Genomic DNA, 19,014 nt, shown 5'->3' with positions numbered 1-19,014 from the left:
CTCCGGTATACCATGGCCGTGTGAAGAAGGACAGGGGGGCCATGTTGCCCATATGTGTCAAACGGATGAAACATCAACAAGCGCAGTTGCCCTGCTGGACCGAGGGACATGGGACCGAACCGTAACTACAATAAACACAGCAGTCTCCGGCCTTGGGCCTCAGGAGCGTGCCGCAGTTTGCGCAGCTATAAAAGAACTGACAAGCACCGATCGGCATTTCCACTTCCTTTTGATGGCCACATTCGGGACAGGTGATGGTCGATTCCAATATAACATCCATTTTACTGTCCTTTTTTATCGGTCACGGTATATCCGGTCGCATTGATGGCCTTTTCGATTTCGGCAATATTGATCTTGGAACTGTCAAACGCTATAATCGCATTCCCCTTCTCATAAGAAGCGGTCGATCTGATGATTCCAGGGAGTTTGTTCACCTCATGGTACACATGTGCCTCACAGCCCGAACAGGTCATGCCACTTATGGAAAACTCAACGGTTTGGATGTTCGATCTATCCACCACGATTATTTGTTTTCCAACTCTTGGATAGAAAACATGCGCGTAACAGGGAAAGGAAAGCATCAATGCTGCGAAAATGGTAACGAGCCCCAAGAACTTCCTACTCTGGAGGAATCTTGGATTCCGCGCCTTTCCAGAGGACAGGTCATCCGCTTCGCAATTGCAGTCAATTACTTTTTTGGGCCTTAGCTTCCGGTACCAAGCAAACCCAAGGACCAAAACGGTCAGTCCAACAAAATAGGGCCTCATCGGGTCGAGCCAAGAAAAGGTCGAGGCCAGCCCGCTCGTACCTGCAACAAGTGCCAATACGGGGGTGACACAGCACAATGAGCTTAACAGGGCCGTTCCCATGGCCATAAAACATGCTTCATTTGTTCTCTGTTTTTGGTATACGGTCAATGTGTTTTCATCCTCTAACTCTTTAAGGTCAAGAGGTTGAAAAGGGAGTAAAACTTCCACTCCCCTATTCCTTTACTTTTTCTTACAGCAAGTCGGGAGTTCCACTGTTGTTGCATTTTCATAGGGGCATTCCGGTGTCCCTACCAATGGGCAATCAATTTTTGGACAGTCCGGGGTTCCTTCGAGCGGGCAACTGTTATTGCTGGATGCGGTAAGTCCATAGGCGAGTCCGGTCAAGGTCAACATTCCTGCTGCTGCAAGCACTATCATTTTGTTTTTCATGGTCTTTGTTTTTTAAATTGAACAATGCCTCCAAGTTAGGACTCAGGAATGGGGGGTGTCCAAGTTTTTTTCCGATAAATATTTTTTCAGGCGAATCTCGACCTCTTCCGCTTCTTTGAGTTTTTGTGGAACATCTTCGAGGGAAAATTCCGGGAACAGCCTGCGCAACCGTTCTATGTTGTCCTCATCCCCACAGTTTCCATGGCAGTTTTGGTGCGCGGCAGATATCTTTTCCGCCATGGCCTTTCGGTACACATCGTCCAAAAGTTCAAAAGTAGCTTTGTCCAAAATGGCCCGGACGGCCTTGAACTGGAGCAGGATATTCTCTGCCTGCTGTTCGTCATCCACCTGTTCCAACACGTAGTTTAACTGGCCCATTGCCGTTTTGATGGATACTTTGATGTCCCTGGTCAAATCTGAAGAGATCATAACGTTTTTGTTGTTTTCCTTTCGTCCAATATTTCAAAAAAGGGCATGAACAGTTGCTCATATTCCCCGCAAGGGAATAAAAAATGGTCTGTGCACGTCTTAGCGTAGCGGGAAGGGTTAGCGGAATGGAAAGCTAAAATTGGGGATTGTGTCCAAGACCTTTTTTGAGTGCAGCTCTTTTCCCGGAATGAAGCATTTTCTGCGGAATATAGGGGAATGGACCGAGTGGGACTGGAAAATTTAATAGCGAACTCATCGTTAGTTTGTACTCTGAAAAATAAATTTAAGTAGAGGTCGGTATTTAAATACGTATTTTTATTACTTGTAAATATATGATATTATGGATGTTTTCAAGGGCCAAAATCTTCTAGAGTTCTCCGATCGGTTCAAGACCGATGAAGATTGCAAGGAATATTTGGCATCGATAAAGGCCAAAAGTGAATACAAATGTACCCGTTGCAACCATACGGCCTGTCAAATCCGCAAGGACTTCGCCAGACAGTGCAATATCTGTGGGCATATTGAATCGGCCACTGCCGATACACTTTTCCATAAAGTGAAGTTCGGGGTCAGAAAGGCGTTTTTCATCTGTTTCGAGATGGCAACAACGACCAAGAGCCTATCGGCAAGCTATATGGCGGTCCGCTATGGTGTTACGGAAAAGACCGCCAGACTCTTTATGCACAAGGTCAGGGAAGCAATGGCATCAAGCGGCAACGACCCCATGGACGGAGAAGTGCACGTTGACGAATTTGTCCTTGGCGGAAAGGACGAGGGAAAAACGGGAAGGAGCTATGATGGCAAGAAAAAGAAGGCGGTAACGGCCGTCCAACTTACCCGGGACGGTAAGGTAAAGAGAATGTACGCGATGAAGATCGATGATTTTTCCGCACGATCCCTACAATACATCTTCGTAAACCACATCAGTCGACAAGCGCAGGTAACGACCGATAAGTGGAGGGGCTACAGGCCCATAGCGAAAGCTTATGATATCACCCAGATAGAAAGCAATAAAGGGTTGAACTTCAAAGCGCTCCACACAATGATCCACCAAGTGAAATCTTGGATAAGAACGACATATTCCTGGGTCAGCGATGGTAACCTGAACAGGTACTTCAATGAATTCTGCTTCCGCATCAACCGTTCCCAAAGCAAGGATACGATATTCAACAACCTTATCACCAAGATGGTCCATAGGAACAAAATATATCAACCACAATTAATAAGTAACTAACTACTGACCTCTAAATTTAAGAATAGATAATAAATCGTGAAGTATTACTTTGGCAAAAAAGCTCCATCTGCTGCCCTAACTTTATGAACTCATCAGATAAAATCTAAGCTAAATATCAAGAACAGCAGATTATATTGAGTTAAAGCCAGAGAGTATTTAGGGTAAAACCCATTATCACGATGTCAGCCACTCAATGCGGAACATAAATAAAAACTATTTATGCAAGTATATGGAATTGATCTGTCAATGGAAAAATTCGATGTCAATTACATCGATGAAAACGGAAAACAAAAGAACCAACAAGTGAAAAATCGATTAAACGGCATATCGAAGTTTCTGGACAAAGTACCTGATGAAGCTGTTTTATGTACGGAAAATACGGGGCCTTATGGGGATTTATTGGTTTTTCTGAGCAATCAAAGAGACATAAAAATAGCGTTGGTCCCCGGGTATACGATCAAACATAGCCTAGGGCTCATTAAGGGCAAGACCGATGCTATCGATGCGGGAAGGATCAGAGAGTACGGCGAGCGTTTCTATGATAGACTTACCTTTAAAACCTATGATCCCGAAACTATCGTTGAATTAAAATCCTTATATGCCCTACGTTCCCAATTGGTCAAGGCAAGGAAGCTGTTGCGTACCGGAGAGCATAGCCGTTCCCATATGCCCATGCAAAGCATCAGTGTACAACGGCATACCGACCGGGCCTTATCAAAACTCGATACAGAGATCAATGCCGTAGAAGCAGAAATGGGAGCGATCATAAAGGCTGACGCGGAACTCAATGAGAATTATGAACTGGCGACAAGCGTAAAAGGGATAGGCCCTGTAATCACAACGGATTTGATTATAAAAACCGGTAACTTTAAAAACATTGATACGGCCCGAAAGGCAGCTTCCTATGCCGGGGTTTGCCCGTTCCCCAATGAATCGGGTAAAATGGTGGGAAAACGGAAAACGAGCCCTTTTGCCGACCGAAAACTCAAAGCGCTATTGTACATGGGTGCCAAATCGGCGGTCAAACATAATAAAGAGTACAGATTGTATTATCAAAAGAAACAAATGGAGGGCAAACCTCATTACTTAATAATGAACAATGTATCCAATAAAATGCTCAGGACCATTTACAGTGTGGTAAAAAACAAAACACCATACTGCCAGGAGTATATATGCCTGGACCCAAGAAAGAAAAATATAACCAGCTCCACTAAAATAGTGGCTTAATAACTTGCAATTTATTAGAGTATATTTAAACTTTTTGATTTTGAACTTTTTCAGGGCCAGCACGATGAAGGAGAGGTAGTTGAACCCTTTCCAGCTTTCCGTGGTGGTATCGAACCTGTTGAGCAGTGAGCGGAAGCTGTCCATCCATGCATTGGTGCGCTCTATCGCATATCTTTCATCATATAGTTCCTGGTCAAAATATTCGTCCCTCTCCACGCTCCCGTTCCTTTTGTTGAAACAGACGTTGGCGTTGATTTCCTTGGCTGCACAGGCCGACCTGAAATCCTTGGAATCAAAACCTGCATCCGCATTGAGGAACAGACCGTTGACATCTATCTTGGCATTCTCAAGTGTTGCCGTGACCACCTCGAACTGTACCTCTATGTCGTACAGGTCGTTATGGTTGCCCGCCACGGGCTCGGACATGGCAAGGGGCAATCCCTGCCTGTCGGCCAGGTACAGCGCATTGGTGGTCTTCCTGCGCTTGCGGCCTTGGTACTCCACGCCCTGTCCGCCCCTTAGGGCGGGGGTGTGGCTACCGTCAAGGTCCACGCTGGAGAGGTCGAGCCTCTCCCGGTACTTTTCAAGTATGCCCGTCCAACATCGGTAAAAGGTGCCCGACAGGCACCATTTCCTGAAATGGTAGTAAACGCCCTGCCAGGTCAATGCCCTTTCGGCAAAAAGGGAAGTTACGGGCAAGTATTCCCACTGCACACCTGTCTTCATCTTGTAAAGAACGGCATTGACGATCTCGGAGAGTTCCACCCTCGGGGGAAAACCGCGCCTGGGCATCGGAATGTTGGGCACTATTTCCATTTCTATGATATCTTTGTCAAGTACTTTGTACATGGGCTATGGAATTTGGGTGTCGCAACACAAATATCCGTAGCCCTATCTTTCGATCCAAAAAAAGTCTAAATCACTTCAGCATAAAAAACCTTCATACCAATGTAAGAAGGCTTTTTAAACGAACATAAATTTACTATTTTTCTTTTTTCAGAACTAATTGATACACACAAGGAATTACCACCAAATTCAATATCGTAGCTGACAACAAACCACCTAAAATGACAACTGCCATTGGGTTTTGTATCTCACTTCCGGGTTCGCCCCCTTTTAAGGCTAATGGGATTAATGCTAATCCTGTTGTAAAGGCAGTCATTAGAATTGGATTTAATCGGTCCAAAGCTCCAGTCTTAATCAACTGAAATCCTTGTATTCCTTCCTTTCGTAAATCTTCATATCGTGATACCAATAAAATACCATTACGAGTAGCGATTCCGAAAAGACTTATAAAGCCAATAGTTGCTGCAATACTGATGATTCCTGACGTGAAATATACTATCAAGATTCCACCAATTAATGCCAAAGGCAGGTTTATCAACACAACAAACGCCAATTTCACATCCTTAAATTCATAATACAGCAAAAGAAAAATTATTGCTATGGCGATAATTGCCGTAAACATAAGTAATTGCGATGCTTTGGATTCACTTTCAAACTGTCCACCATATTGTACACGATAACCTTCTGGCATATTCACGTTATTGGCGACGACTTCCTTTATTTCGTTTACAGCACCACGTAAATCCCTACCTTGAACATTGGCAGCGACCACAATTTTTCGTTGTACATCTTCACGGTTGATGGTGTTTGGACTGCTTACCGATTGTACCGTTGCCAATTCACCCAGCGTAGTTTGTCCGCCTTTCGGCAAACTAATTAAGGTTTTATTGATGTTCTCAATATTATCCCTAAACGTTTTTTCATAGCGCACTACCAAATCAAAATACTGTTGTCCTTCATAAATCTCGCCGGCTTCTTCCCCTGCAAAAGCAATATCCACCTGTTCCATAAGATTTCCCACCGTCATTCCATAAGCCGAGAGAATCTGGCGTTTGGGTTTGATACGTATTTGTGGTACTTCAATCTGCTGGTCAACCGCAACATCTGCCAGTCCATCAATATCCTTGATGTTCTGCTCTACGCTTTTACCAACTTCGAACAAACGTTGTAAATCGGAACCAAAAATCTTAATTGCAATGTTCGCACGTGTTCCAGAAAGCATATGGTCAATACGATGAGCAATAGGTTGTCCCAAAGTAATATTTACGCCAGGTGCAATGCTTAATTTATTGCGGACTTCTTCAAAGAATTCTTCTTTGGTTTTGTCTTCGAGTACAAAAGGCACATCAATTTCCGAAGCATTTACGCCTTGTGCGTGTTCGTCCAGTTCGGCACGTCCTTGTCTGCGTGTAACGACTTCTACTTCTGGTAAATCTAATAATATCGATTCAATTAATTTTCCTGTTTTGTTGCTTTCTTCCAAGGACATTCCGGGTGGACCAACCACACTAATTACCAATGAACCTTCATTAAATTCCGGAAGGAAACTTCTTCCCAATTGCGTTACAACCAAAAGACTTAACAGAAAGGCAATGACCGTTACGCCTATAATTGTTTTAGGAATTTTAGTCGCACGTTCCAAAAGGTCGCCATAATATTTCAGTAACCATCTCTCTACACGGGTTCCTTCGGATTGTTTCTTTAACAATTTTTCATTGTTCAATAAATAAGAACACAAAATTGGGGTTACCGTCACAGCAACAATCAAGGATGTTAAAACCGAAGTCACAAAGGCTATTCCCAGCGGTTGCAACAAACGTCCTTCCATTCCGCTTAAAAAGAATAAGGGTACAAATGAAACGATAATGATAAGCGTAGCGATAATAATTGAGCTTCGTATCTCTACGGAAGCGTCTCGCACAACCGTAATTGTTGATTGACGTTCTGCCTTTGGTTTTCTAATATTTTCTCGCAAGCGTTTATACACGTTTTCCACATCGATGATAGCATCATCTACCAGTGCACCGATAGCGATGGCCATACCTCCTAAACTCATTGTGTTTATGGTATATCCCAGCCATTTTAAAATGATGATAGACACCAATAATGAAATAGGGATTGCCAACAAGGAAATGAGCGTCGTTCTCCAGTTCATTAAAAAGATAAACAGAATAATCATTACAAAGAATGCACCTTCCAACAAAGTTTGATTCAAATTGCTGATGGAAGCGTCAATAAAATCGGATTGTCTAAAGATTTGGCTTTTGATGTTGACACCTTTCGGCAAGGTGGTTTCCAAATCGGCAATGGCCTTATCCAATCGGTCTGTCAAATCCAGTGTATTTACATCAGGTTGTTTTGAAATGGTCAAAATAACTGCGGGTTTTGCATTTAATGAACCATCGCCAATTTTATCGGCTGCTCCAATTTGTACCGTGGCTACATCCTTTATTTTGATGGTTTGACCATTCACTTCTTTTAAGACGGCTTCCTGCAAATCTTCCAACGCATAAGCTCTACCGCTTCCCTTTATGATGTACTGATTGCCATATTGGTTTATTACACCACCAGGCGCATTTTGATTTGCTTCCTTCACGTGTTCCACCAATTCAGAGAGGCTTACACTATAATACTTCATCTTTTCAGGATTGGCAAATACTTGGTATTGTTTATAATCGCCACCGATAACCACTACATTGGCAATACCGCCTATCGCTTTTATGCGTGGTCTGATTGTCCAATCTGATAAGGTTCTTAATTCCATAGGCGATAAACTATCGGACGTTACGCCCAACAGCATAATTTCTCCCATAATGGATGAAATAGGTGCCATTGTTGGTGCTCCTATACCTTCGGGTAGGTTCTCACGTACCATCGGTATGCGTTCGCTTACAATTTGACGTGCACGATAAATATCGGTTCCCCATTCAAATTCTACCCAAACAATGGAAACACCTGCTGCCGATGACGAACGGATTCGTCTCACATTGGGCGAACCGTTTAAGGCCGTTTCCAGTTGATAGGTCACTAATTTTTCTACTTCTTCAGATTCCATTCCGTGGGCTTCGGTAAGAATGGTTACCGTAGGTGCCGTAAGGTCTGGGAATACATCGACGTTCATTGTGCGGGCATAATACACGCCCAACACGCTCAATGCAACCGCTCCCAATAGAATGAGCAACCTGTTTTGAAGTGAAATTGATAATATTTTGTTTAACATTTCTCTTCGCTTTTAATGTTCGTGGCCGTGCGACGGTGTAGAACCGGACATTGAAGCCATTTTAACTTGATACGCTCCGGTTGTTACCACCACTTCGCCAATTTGCAGACCTTCCAGTATCTCTACATTTTCGCCATTGCGCTTTCCAATCTTTACAGGTCGCCTTTCAAAACTTTCTCCTGAAAGTTGCACCATTACTGAATAACTTCCATAATCCTCCAACAAAGCATTTACAGGAATCATTCTGTTTTGTGTCGCATTTCCCATTGCAATTTGGACCTGTGTTAAGCTACCTTCTGGCATATCGACATCCTCATTAACCTTTGCAAATACTGAAATAAGTGGTCTGTTATTATCTACATCTTTAGCAATAGAAAGAATTGAACCTCCAGAAGTTGCAACATTCCGCCATTGACCATTCTTGGTTTGATACCATATGCCTTGTGCATTTCCCATAGTTATCCCATAAGAAGGTGCTATCTGTGTTTTTAACACTCTGGATTGTTGCGTTCCAACAGTTACAAGAGCAACACCTTGGTCAACATAATCGCCATTTGAAACGGTTATGGATTTGATAAAACCATCAAAAGGTGCACGTATTTGTTTGCTTCCGCCCGAAACACCAGATACCAATGATTGATAGTTGGCTTTGGCTATTTCGAAATTGCTCTCCACTTTTTCAAATTCAGATTTTGGGACTATTTTGGATTCGTATAGCTCTTTCTTTCTTTCATATTCGGATTTAGCCTGTTGGAAGGTCGCTTTCGCGGAAGCGATATCCGTACTTAAATTGTTTGAGGTCAAGCCTTGACTGTTCAAACTCATCAACAACTGACCTTGTTTTACTTCTGTTCCTTCGGTTAGGTTATTTACTTTAAAATCTACCACACCATTGGATTTTGCTGCCAAGGACTTTGTTGAACCCGGCGATGGCATCCAAACACCTGACGTATTGATGACATCGTAAATTTTACCTGAAATGACAGGTGCGGTCTGAAAATCGATTTTCCAAGCCTGCTCTTTTAAGAACGAGATACTTCCATCATCTTCGGCAGTACCCAAAGCTTTTATGGCGTCGTCTGCATTAGCATAAACCGTAACATCATCAATCGTGATTTTATCAAAATAATCGGATGTTTTCAATTCAAAAACCAATTGATAGTTTCCAGTTTCTTTCGGTTGGATAGCAGGTGAAAAAATACCTGGTGATGAAGGTTCATCTACCGTATTTCTGATGCCTTGACTATCTTTTATCAAACTAACCGTTACAGAACCTTCCCGAACGGGCTGGTGTTTATCCAAAACAGTAAAGTGGGCTACAAACTTGCTTGGGTTGCCTACTATCAAAGCAGGAAATTCTACAAAGAGCTCTGTTTTATGCGTCCAGATGGTGTGGCTCAATTGTGGGATTTCTTCTCCCATGTGACTGCCATCCGCATTATGTGCGTGTGCGTCTTCTGCCTTGTTGTTACAGGACATTGCCAAAAAGGCGAGCACTATTATTATATATTTCATCTTTCGTATTTATTTGATTTTTAATGGTCGTGGTGTTCAGCACCATCATCGTGTTTGTGGGTTTCGGTCTTTTTTTCCATAGAATCTTTTCCTACTTGAAATTCCTCTTGCTCTATGGTTTCTTCTTCCATATGACTACCATCAGGATTGTGTTCGTGGCCGTGGTCGTCGGCACCTTGGGTTTTTGTATCTCTGCAAGAGGTTATGGTAATCATTGAACCTATGGCTATTACGTATATTATTTTTGAAATTTTACTCATTGCCAAATATTTGTTTTGGTATTCGTGAATCTTCGATTTCATAATTATTATTTTAAAATTTTATAACTGATGTTTTAAGAGTTGCGCTTGTAGCATTTGGATTTCTTCTTCCATCTGCAACAGTTTATCTGATGCATTGCGGTAAAACTGAAGCTCTACATAGTAATCCATAAATGAATACTCACCCAATATATAGGCCTTAAAGAGCAGTTCTTCACTATTTAAGTTGGCCATTGTGGTTTGATATTCATTGTATTTTTCGAAAATCAATTCGTATCGATTGTATGTTTCCTGAAATCGTGCGTAAAGCGAAGCAGTAATTACTTGAGTGTTCGATTGCTGATATTCATAATCGGCTTTGGCCGCTTTTACCTTGTTCTTGCTGTTCCACAACGGAATGGAAAGACCACCGTAAAAACCTGAATAATGACCACTACTAACGCCCTGATAATTATAACCAAGTGCCATATTGGGCAACACCTTGTTTTTTTCCAATTTTACTTTTTGAAATGAGGCCATTTCAGCAGCCTTTAATTCTTGTAAAGAAGGGTCGCTGGCTAATCTTTCTTGCCAAAGCGTTTCTACCGCAGCAACCTCGATAGGCAAATCAATACCTGCTGTAAAACCATCAATGGCATTCCCGCCATTCAAGGTTTTGAGTTTGGACAGTACGATTTGGATTTCGCTTTCAATCTGTTGAACAACAAATTGCTCTTGAATCCAAGCGATTTTCGCCTTGTTCAAATCCAAAATACCGACTTGCTCTTTATTATAAAGCTCTTGAATCTGGTCGAAAACCTGTTTGCTCTGGGTTCGTCTTTCGGTTTCAATGGCTTTCTGCTTTTGAAGGAAAGCGAGTTCAATCAATACCGTTTTTGCTTCCAACAAAACTTCCTGTCTCTTTTTAGCATAGGACATTTGCAGTTGTATCGACTTTAAGTCGTTCCATTTGCTGCGTGAACCATATACCGTCGGAAATTCGAAGGATTGCGACAATTCATATTCGGTATAATTTCCTGTCACATTATCGCCAAAGGGCAAATAATACCCTAAAAGCTGCGGGTCGGGTAAATTATTAGTGCTCTTGTTTTCGAGTTGTTGGCTTTCAATGAAAGATTGATAGCCTTTTAACTCTGTGTTGTTCTGTTCTATTTCGTTAAGCAGTTCCCCAATGTTTTTATCTTGTGAGAAACCATTAACAAAGAACAGGCATCCGCAAATTGCGGATACGATATATTTGTTCATTGCTTGAAATTTTAGGTTTAATCTTAATGTACAAGAGGATTCCTACCGTAAGCGGTAGGTGTCCCTAAACGATTAACCTAAAGATGGCGGAGCCCGTAAATCGAGGGATGCAAGGTAAGGATTAAAATAGTTATTGGGTGGATGATAAATTGGCGGTTTACTGTTTTGCCTATCATCAATTAAACAAAATTCTTGAAAATCAGAAGTAGATTTTACAATCTTGTTATCTACGATAGTCTGCTGCTCAAAGGTATTTCTTTTAAGTACAATAATATCGTTGGACACCGTTGAGTGGACGTGCATATCCATAAAGAAACCAAAGAAACCATATGGGGATTCTTCATTGTCTAGGTGACTATCATCATGTTTATGATGTCCTTCCAAATGGGCAATGTCTGAACGGGAATGAGCGTCCTCGTGCTGATGATGGAGATGTGGAAAAGCTTGATGCAACATCATTAGGCCAAATAGGCCTAAAAAGAAAAATGCCCCTATTTTATTTGGTTTTTGCATCGAATGCAAATATATAAAATTTTAAAACTTGTAACTATGTTTTTTATCACGACATATAACTTTCGTTGAAAGACCTATATGTTTCAACTGATTGACTTTTGATTAAAAACATTCAACCAACATTTTATATAGTTCCAGGTGTTTCTTTTTAAGCAAATACGAGCGCTCAAAAAAATACTCTGAAGCAACGGCAAAGAATTCAGCCTGATTAGTGCATCCATATTCCTTCAGTTTTTCTGCGATTATAGACATAATTATTTTAAAACTATGTGTTCAATGATTCAATAGGTATAAAAATTTCTAAAAGTTTTAATAATAAAATAAAACATAAGACTATAACTAGAATTATTATAACTATTACCCACCATATTTTATCTTTTTTGGTAATGTTGCTTTTTACAGAGGGTACTTTATTCTTTTTTTTATTTCGCCTATTTCGTCTATTTTCTGACATAGAATATCGTTTTTACTGCATATCAATCATTTCCACTTCAATTTTTGTAACCACACAAACCACTTGGAATATTATATTCCCTTAATTCATTAATGCCTATGAATATTTCCTTTGAACACAAAAAAGTAAAGCAGAAATGCGGCTATTACCATAAGGATTATCATAAGAATACCTTTTACCTTATCTCTTTTTGTGATGTCGGTATTCGATGATTTCTGTTTTTTTTTCTTTCTTCTATTTCTTCTATTTTGAGACATTCTTTTATACTATTTCCAATTCATTTTCTGTAATCGCACCGCATTTAAAATTGCCAATAATGCTACTCCTACATCTGCAAAAACAGCTTCCCACATCGTCGCCAATCCACCTGCTCCCAATACCAAAACCACAGCTTTTACACCAAAGGCCAACCCAATATTCTGCCAAACGATGCGTCTTGTAGAACGTCCTATTTTTATGGCTCTAGCTATTTTACTTGGTTGGTCTGTTTGGATGATTACATCTGCGGTCTCTATAGCCACATCGCTGCCCAAACCGCCCATTGCAATGCCAACATCGCTCGCTGCCAATACTGGTGCATCGTTGATGCCATCGCCTATAAAGGCTACTTTAGTATTAAATTGTTTTTTCAAATGCTCAACTTCGTTCAGTTTATCTTCTGGCAACAAGCCACCTTTTGCCCAGTTCACACCCATTTCTTTTGCCACTTGTTGGGTTATGGAATCCTTATCGCCTGAAAGCATTATGATTTTGGAAATTCCAGATTCTCGAATTTGTTTGATGGCTTCGTGGGCATCTTTTTTCAACTCATCAGCAATGATTACATAACCAGCGAATTTGCTTTCAATTGAAACCATCACAATGGATTCAACAATAGTATCGGTTTCGGTAGGGACTTCAATATTATTTGAAGTCATCAATACTTTGTTGCCTACCAAGACCGTTTTGCCATTTACTGTTCCTTTTAATCCTTTTCCTGCGACTTCGGTTACTTCGGTTGCCTGAAAATCTTCGCCAACAGCTTTATATTCCATAATGGCTTTGGCAATTGGGTGGGTGGACTGTTCTTCCATCGCCATCAGGTATTTCATCATTTCGGCTTCGCTCAATGACCCATTATTTACCACGACATTTTTAATTTTGAAAACACCTTTGGTCACGGTTCCTGTTTTATCCATTACCACTGTGGTCACTTTTGTCATTTCGTCCAAAAAGGATGCTCCCTTAAAGAGAATTCCATTTTTGGAAGCTGCTCCCAATCCACCGAAATATCCCAAGGGAATAGAGATAACCAAGGCACACGGACAGGAAATAACCAAGAATATCAATGCCCTGTATAGCCAATCGCTAAAGACATAATCATCCACAAAAAAGTAGGGCAAAAATGTTAATCCAATCGCCAAGAATACCACAATAGGCGTGTAGATTCTTGCAAATTTTCTAATGAACAATTCGGTTTTTGACTTTCGTGCGGTGGCATTCTGAACCATTTCGAGGATTCGTGCAATAGAACTATCCTTAAATTCCTTGGTGGTTTCTATTTCAATTACACCGTCCAAATTTATGCTTCCAGCAAATACTTTTTCTCCTTTTACAATGGTATCGGGTTTGCTCTCGCCCGTTAAAGCCGCCGTATTGAATGACCCTTTTTTAGATAGCAATACGCCATCGAGGGGAATTTTTTCGCCCACACGAACTTGCACTTTCTCGCCAATGTTAACCGTTTCTGGGTTTACAGAAACATAATTGTTGTTCCTATATACCAAGGCTTCATTAGGTCGTACATCCAGTAGTGCCTTGATGCTTCCCTTGGCTCTTTTAACCGCAGCACTTTGGAACAATTCGCCTACCGCATAAAACAACATTACGGCAACACCTTCGGGATATTCGCCAATGGCGAAGGCTCCAATAGTGGCAATGGACATCAAAAGAAATTCCGTAAAGAAATCGCCTTTTATGATGCTGTTCCATCCTTCTTTTATTACAGAAAAACCAACAGGAAGATAAGCCACGACATACCATACAATGCGAATCCAGCCCGAAAAATGTGGGAAGCTTTCAAAATAATCAAAAGCAATCCCTGCAATCAGCATTACAAAACTGAAAATTGCAGGTAAATAAGTTTTAAATTTTAATACGCTTTCAGGACTGCTTTGGTTGTGGCCATCATTGCGCTTGTGATTATTGGATGAAGTTTTATTTAAATCTCTTAAATTCAGTTTCTTTTTTTTCATTTATAATTTTTTTTTAAATTCACCGTTATTCCAATCTCAACACCAATTGTGCAAACTGCACCTCTATGGTATCATCGATACCCTCTATTAAGGAATTCAACCCCGTATTTGAAACCAATAATTGTCCAGATGCACTTATCAGGCAGGACATACTTACTCCTTGTTCTATATGGGTAATGGTTGCTTTAAATTGTGATTTAAAGGATTTCCCTTGATAAGTAACATCTATCAGCCAATTAAATTTGATAGGGTCGTGCCGTTTTGATAAAAAATCCTGTGATGGAATTGTGCCAGTAAATCGAAGTGTTAAAGGGTCTTCCCCGTGTTGTAAAATGGCATTGATTGCAGGACTATCTGTTGATAAAGTCTTAAGATCGAGTACACCATTGACCACTTTGGAATCATAATCAAGATATAGTGCCAATTTATGGCTTTCAGCCTTGACGGGTTTATCGTCAACCAGAGTCATCATCATAATATGACCTTCTTCAGTTGTATAAACTTTTTGGGCGTTTACCTTATAATAAGTAACCAACAAGATTATTAAAATACAAAGTTTAACATTCATAATATCCTTTTACTTGTATAATTAAAAAAGCAGCTTCTACTTTTGCTTTTAATGCTATTAATCATTTTGCTTAAAAAAAACATCATAAAAGCCGCCTGCTATTAATTAAGTTTTCACTTAACTTATTTTAAATAAAAAATTTCGCTCTTTCCCATAACTATTTACCGCTTCTTGTTATCTATATCCTTTTCTATTTTACCGAAATAATAAATCAGTGCAACACTTGCACCCAATAAACCAAACAGAGTGTTCTTAAAAAATTGATTCCTATTGATATTCAAAATTTCAATGAAATTATTTATTAAATATTGCCACCAATTAATTTCATAATTCTGTCTGCTAAACGTGAAAATTGTTATTCCAAAAGGTTGAAGGATAAAAATACCTACGGCAAACCCAATTAAAATGGTAATAAGAATGTTTTTTTTATTCATCGTCTGTCTTTTACGGTTATAAACTTTACTGGCTTCCAATCCAATTTTTGGCGTCTTCCTTTTGGTCTAAATTGAAATACTTAATTTCTGCGTTGGTAAAAGGCTTCATAAATAGGGTTATCCAATTCTGCCATTTTTTATCTCCAACCATAGCAATCTTTTCATAGTCCGTGGCGTGGGCTGTGTCCATTTTCAGGTCTTCCCATAAACCAGGTAAATCCCAACCGGTAAAGTTTTCCATCTCAAAATACCAACGGACTTTCATTCCCTTGTCCAGTATGGAGTGGATAAGTGGATGGATTTTTTCTATATCTTCTTTACGTAGCTTACCATAGGCTTTGGATGCAATTACATTGTCATTAGTCAATTCTATTATCTGTAACATAATCCTATTTTTCATTGTTATCCTGCTAAATCGCAGAAGCATTCTTCGATTTTTATCCGTTTTTTTTGTTCAGAAAGAACTCCTTTGCATATTTCAAAGCTGCCATCTTAATGTCCTAATCCATTTCAACATTCCTCTTTTGGCTATCCTTAAAACAATCTTTTCCTATTTCTAAAAGATTATACATACTATAAACAACATAAACGCAATTCAACCAAAAAGATGCGACATCCTTCGCTTTGGGTTTTTATTTCAGGCATTTTTCACATATTCCTTTCAATACCAAGTTCACATCGCTCACTTCATAATCATCTGGCAAGCTCTCTTCCGATATTTTATTTGGTAAACAGATGGTTTTCCTACAAACGGTACAATGAAAGTGCATATGTAAATCTGTACCATATTTACCTTTGGCATTTTCATCAGAAATCGCATATTTTGACACCCCTACACCATCATTAATCTGATGAATCAATCCTTTATCCTCAAAAATCTTTAGATTGCGATAAAAGGTCGTTCTGTTGGCTGTTTTATTGGTTTCGCTCTTTTGAACAAAGGCTTTTTTAAAATCGGAAAAGGACACGGCACTTTGTTTCCTTTTCAGGAATTTGTATATCTTCGACCTCATTTGAGTAGGGCGAATACCGTGATATGATAATATTTTTTCCGTTTTGGTCATTTTAACCTTGATTCAAAAGCAACCCTTTTTATTAAATTTATTTTTTATAAGCCAAAAGTCTTAAGGCATTAAAAACCACCAGTAACGTTGAGCCTTCGTGGATGACCACTGCAATACCGATATTGGCCCAACCCATAATGGTCGATGGGATAAGTAATGCCACAATACCGAGGCTGACCCAAAGGTTTTGCTTGATAATGGTCTTTGCCTTCCTGCTCAAACCTATGGCAAAGGGCAGGGTTTCCAGTTTATCGGCCATTAGGGCAATGTCAGCTGTTTCCAATGCCACATCACTGCCCGCTGCACCCATTGCGATACCTACGGTGCTGTTTGCCATTGCAGGGGCATCGTTCACACCGTCGCCTACCATTGCGACTTTGGATTCCTGTTCTTTTAATTTTTTGATGGCATCCACTTTTTCTTCAGGCAACAAGCTACCCCAAGCATCGGTCAAGCCAATTTCTTTAGCGACGGCATCGGCAACCTTTTGATTATCTCCGGTTAGCATTATCATCCGCTTAATACCGATTTCCTTTAATTTTTTAAGGGTTTCCTTGGCCGCTTCCCGTGGGGTATCCATCAGGGCGATGATACCTATATATTCTTTGTTCCTTCTTATGAGCATTGTGGTATTTCCACCACCTTCAAGTTCTTTTACTTTATTCGATATATCTTCGGATGGTTTTGCTTCATCGAGGTCTTCGTACAAGTCAAGGTTTCCAATATAGATTTTATCCTTGCCCAAAGAAGCTTTGATACCTTTTCCGAGAACCGCTTCCAAATCTGACGCATCGGTAATATCATTACCTTTCAGACGCTCTTTCCCATCCCTTACGACGGCTTTGGCCAAAGGGTGGTCGCTCAAGTTTTCAACGGCAACGGCTATCTTTAACAGTTCATTTTCTTCAATATTCCCCAGTGGTACTACTTCGGTAAGTTTGGGCTTGCCTTCGGTAAGTGTGCCCGTTTTATCAAAAGCCAAAGCGGTAATGACCCCTAAATCCTCAAGCGGTCGCCCACCTTTGATAAGTACCCCGCCACGAGCCGCTCTTGCAACCCCGCTTAATACAGCACTTGGTGTTGAAATAGCCAGTGCACAGGGGCTGGCGGCTACCAATACCGCCATTGCACGGTAAAAGCTGGCACTAAACGGTTCATCAATGACCAGAAAGGCAAAGAGTAGGATACCAACCAGTATCAATACGGATGGTACAAAGTATTTTTCAAACTTGTCGGTCAACAGTTGGGTAGGGGATTTTTGGGTCTGCGCCTCGTTGACCAGTTTGACCAGTCTGGACAGCGTAGAGTCTTTGGCCTCTTTGATTACCTTTATTTCCAGAGTATTATTACCGTTGATGGTTCCTGCAAAAACTCGGTTTTCATCTTTGATATCATCGTCTGCTGAATAGTCCTTGCCTGTATCTTCCACAGGAATTTTGTCCACAGGTACACTTTCCCCTGTGATAGGTGCCTGGTTGACACTACTTTTTCCGTTGACCACGACGCCATCTGCGGATATTTTACTGTTGGGCTTAACTACAATGATATCGCCTATATTTAATTCTTCAATCTCGACTTCTTCTGTCTTGCCATCTTTTTTGAGCAATGCTGTTTTTGGTGCTAAATCTGCCAGTGCCGCAATGGACTTTCGGGCTTTCTCCATAGCATAATGTTCAAGGGCGTGCCCCAAACTAAACAGGAACAATAACAATGCACCTTCTGCCCATTCTCCCAGAATGGCTGCACCAATGGCTGCGACAAGCATTAAGAAGTCAATTTCAAAACCGCCTTTGGCAACGGTCTGTACTGCTTCCTTGGCCGTAAAGAAACCACCGAAAAAGTAAGCACCAATGTATAAAGTAAGACTGACCCAATCTGGGATGGATTCCACATAGGAAAGGCCGAAACCTATTCCGAGAAGTGCCCCACAGATAATGGAAAAAATAAGCTCCGTATTTTTACCGAAAATACCACCGTGGGCGTGCTCTTCTCCTTCCTCGTGGGTCTCGCCTTCTTTGTGCTCGTGTCCCTCTGTGGAAGTTTGCTCTTTAGTCTCTTCCTTCTTTGAACGCTCTTGTTTTTTGGATGCTTCGGTGTAATCATTTTCGTTTGAAGCACTGCGTTGAATCTGAAGGTCTTCTTTTTCAATTTGTTTATTTATTTCATCAAAATTTGTTTGCTTTTTATCAAATTCAAGTCGTACCATTCCAGAGCCTGAAACGGAAGCTTCCAAAACTCCATTGATTGCCAAAAGGCTTTTCTCTATGGAACGAGCCTGTCTTGTGTGTCTGATTCCTTTAACTTCAATGAGCAAATGCCCGTATTTTTCGGTAATCTCGGCACCAGTACTTTCGGCGAGGGATTGAATGCGGTCAATGGAAATGATATCTGGGTCATAATGAAAACAGAGCTGTGGCACATCATCTCCGTTTGCATCGGCAATGTGCACTTTTTCGATGCCCTCTTTAGCTTGTAGTTTTTGAATAAGCCTTTCAACACAAGAATCTTTTTCGTTAGGAACTTGCGGAAGGATGACCGGTATTTTTAGTTGTAGTTTTTCCATTTTTTATTT

At 40.7% G+C, this 19,014-nt stretch carries 17 protein-coding genes and 2 pseudogenes; 2 read left to right on the top strand and 17 right to left on the bottom strand.

Annotated features, from left to right (window positions below; translation table 11 throughout):
* Positions 1–73 precede the first annotated feature (73 nt).
* The 4 genes from ACO6S0_RS04845 to ACO6S0_RS04830 form a co-directional block, all read right to left on the bottom strand.
* Positions 74–280: a GDCCVxC domain-containing (seleno)protein gene (locus ACO6S0_RS04845; protein ID WP_422350870.1), complete on the bottom strand. Its 207-nt coding sequence runs from the start codon at positions 278–280 to the stop codon at positions 74–76.
* A 1-nt stretch (position 281) separates the two neighbouring features.
* On the bottom strand, positions 282–917 hold the full coding sequence (gene merTP / locus ACO6S0_RS04840; RefSeq protein WP_422351801.1) for a mercuric transport protein MerTP: 636 nt from the start codon (positions 915–917) through the stop codon (positions 282–284).
* Between the two features lie 72 nt (positions 918–989).
* On the bottom strand, positions 990–1,199 hold the full coding sequence (locus ACO6S0_RS04835; protein ID WP_422350869.1) for a hypothetical protein: 210 nt from the start codon (positions 1,197–1,199) through the stop codon (positions 990–992).
* A 42-nt stretch (positions 1,200–1,241) separates the two neighbouring features.
* Positions 1,242–1,628, bottom strand: coding sequence for a metal-sensing transcriptional repressor (locus ACO6S0_RS04830; protein ID WP_422350868.1), 387 nt, complete (start codon positions 1,626–1,628; stop codon positions 1,242–1,244).
* A gap of 340 nt (positions 1,629–1,968) precedes the next feature.
* On the opposite strand from ACO6S0_RS04830, the gene ACO6S0_RS04825 reads away from it, so the two are divergent.
* Both ACO6S0_RS04825 and ACO6S0_RS04820 read left to right on the top strand, forming a co-directional pair.
* On the top strand, positions 1,969–2,862 hold the full coding sequence (locus ACO6S0_RS04825; RefSeq protein ID WP_422350867.1) for an IS1595 family transposase: 894 nt from the start codon (positions 1,969–1,971) through the stop codon (positions 2,860–2,862).
* A 219-nt stretch (positions 2,863–3,081) separates the two neighbouring features.
* Positions 3,082–4,089 carry an IS110 family transposase gene (locus ACO6S0_RS04820; RefSeq protein WP_422350866.1) on the top strand — a complete coding sequence of 336 codons (1,008 nt, stop codon included), beginning with the start codon at positions 3,082–3,084 and terminating at the stop codon, positions 4,087–4,089.
* 30 nt (positions 4,090–4,119) lie between these two features.
* Here the strand turns inward: ACO6S0_RS04820 and ACO6S0_RS04815 are convergent.
* The 13 genes and pseudogenes from ACO6S0_RS04815 to ACO6S0_RS04755 all read right to left on the bottom strand — a co-directional run.
* Positions 4,120–4,938 (bottom strand): annotated as a pseudogene (locus tag ACO6S0_RS04815) (IS5 family transposase); the annotation flags it as partial.
* A gap of 133 nt (positions 4,939–5,071) precedes the next feature.
* The gene (locus ACO6S0_RS04810; RefSeq protein ID WP_422350865.1) at positions 5,072–8,155 is read right to left on the bottom strand and encodes an efflux RND transporter permease subunit; all 3,084 of its coding nucleotides are present in this window, start codon (positions 8,153–8,155) and stop codon (positions 5,072–5,074) included.
* A 12-nt stretch (positions 8,156–8,167) separates the two neighbouring features.
* Positions 8,168–9,670 carry an efflux RND transporter periplasmic adaptor subunit gene (locus ACO6S0_RS04805; RefSeq protein WP_422350864.1) on the bottom strand — a complete coding sequence of 501 codons (1,503 nt, stop codon included), beginning with the start codon at positions 9,668–9,670 and terminating at the stop codon, positions 8,168–8,170.
* Positions 9,671–9,690: 20 nt separating this feature from the next.
* Positions 9,691–9,972, bottom strand: coding sequence for a hypothetical protein (locus tag ACO6S0_RS04800; RefSeq protein WP_422350863.1), 282 nt, complete (start codon positions 9,970–9,972; stop codon positions 9,691–9,693).
* Positions 9,973–9,990: 18 nt separating this feature from the next.
* Positions 9,991–11,175 carry a TolC family protein gene (locus tag ACO6S0_RS04795; RefSeq protein WP_422350862.1) on the bottom strand — a complete coding sequence of 395 codons (1,185 nt, stop codon included), beginning with the start codon at positions 11,173–11,175 and terminating at the stop codon, positions 9,991–9,993.
* Positions 11,176–11,247: 72 nt separating this feature from the next.
* On the bottom strand, positions 11,248–11,688 hold the full coding sequence (locus tag ACO6S0_RS04790) for a hypothetical protein (protein WP_422350861.1): 441 nt from the start codon (positions 11,686–11,688) through the stop codon (positions 11,248–11,250).
* Positions 11,689–11,790: 102 nt separating this feature from the next.
* Positions 11,791–11,919: pseudogene (locus ACO6S0_RS04785) on the bottom strand (zinc-dependent peptidase); the annotation flags it as partial.
* 489 nt (positions 11,920–12,408) lie between these two features.
* The gene (locus tag ACO6S0_RS04780) at positions 12,409–14,376 is read right to left on the bottom strand and encodes a heavy metal translocating P-type ATPase (RefSeq protein ID WP_422350860.1); all 1,968 of its coding nucleotides are present in this window, start codon (positions 14,374–14,376) and stop codon (positions 12,409–12,411) included.
* 25 nt (positions 14,377–14,401) lie between these two features.
* Entirely contained in the window at positions 14,402–14,944 is a 543-nt protein-coding gene (locus ACO6S0_RS04775; RefSeq protein ID WP_422350859.1) for a hypothetical protein, read from the bottom strand.
* A gap of 161 nt (positions 14,945–15,105) precedes the next feature.
* On the bottom strand, positions 15,106–15,378 hold the full coding sequence (locus ACO6S0_RS04770) for a hypothetical protein (RefSeq protein ID WP_422350858.1): 273 nt from the start codon (positions 15,376–15,378) through the stop codon (positions 15,106–15,108).
* Positions 15,379–15,403: 25 nt separating this feature from the next.
* Positions 15,404–15,763, bottom strand: coding sequence for an STAS/SEC14 domain-containing protein (locus ACO6S0_RS04765; RefSeq protein WP_422350857.1), 360 nt, complete (start codon positions 15,761–15,763; stop codon positions 15,404–15,406).
* Positions 15,764–16,010: 247 nt separating this feature from the next.
* Positions 16,011–16,442, bottom strand: coding sequence for a Fur family transcriptional regulator (locus ACO6S0_RS04760; RefSeq protein ID WP_422350856.1), 432 nt, complete (start codon positions 16,440–16,442; stop codon positions 16,011–16,013).
* Between the two features lie 37 nt (positions 16,443–16,479).
* A complete protein-coding gene (locus ACO6S0_RS04755; RefSeq protein WP_422350855.1) occupies positions 16,480–19,005 on the bottom strand; it encodes a heavy metal translocating P-type ATPase in 2,526 nt (841 codons plus the stop codon).
* Positions 19,006–19,014: the final 9 nt, after the last annotated feature.

The sequence above is a fragment of the Flagellimonas sp. genome (assembly GCF_965233845.1).
GTDB lineage: Bacteria > Bacteroidota > Bacteroidia > Flavobacteriales > Flavobacteriaceae > Flagellimonas.
Note: the sequence above shows the minus strand (reverse complement) of the source record. Positions and strands in the feature narration are given on the sequence as shown.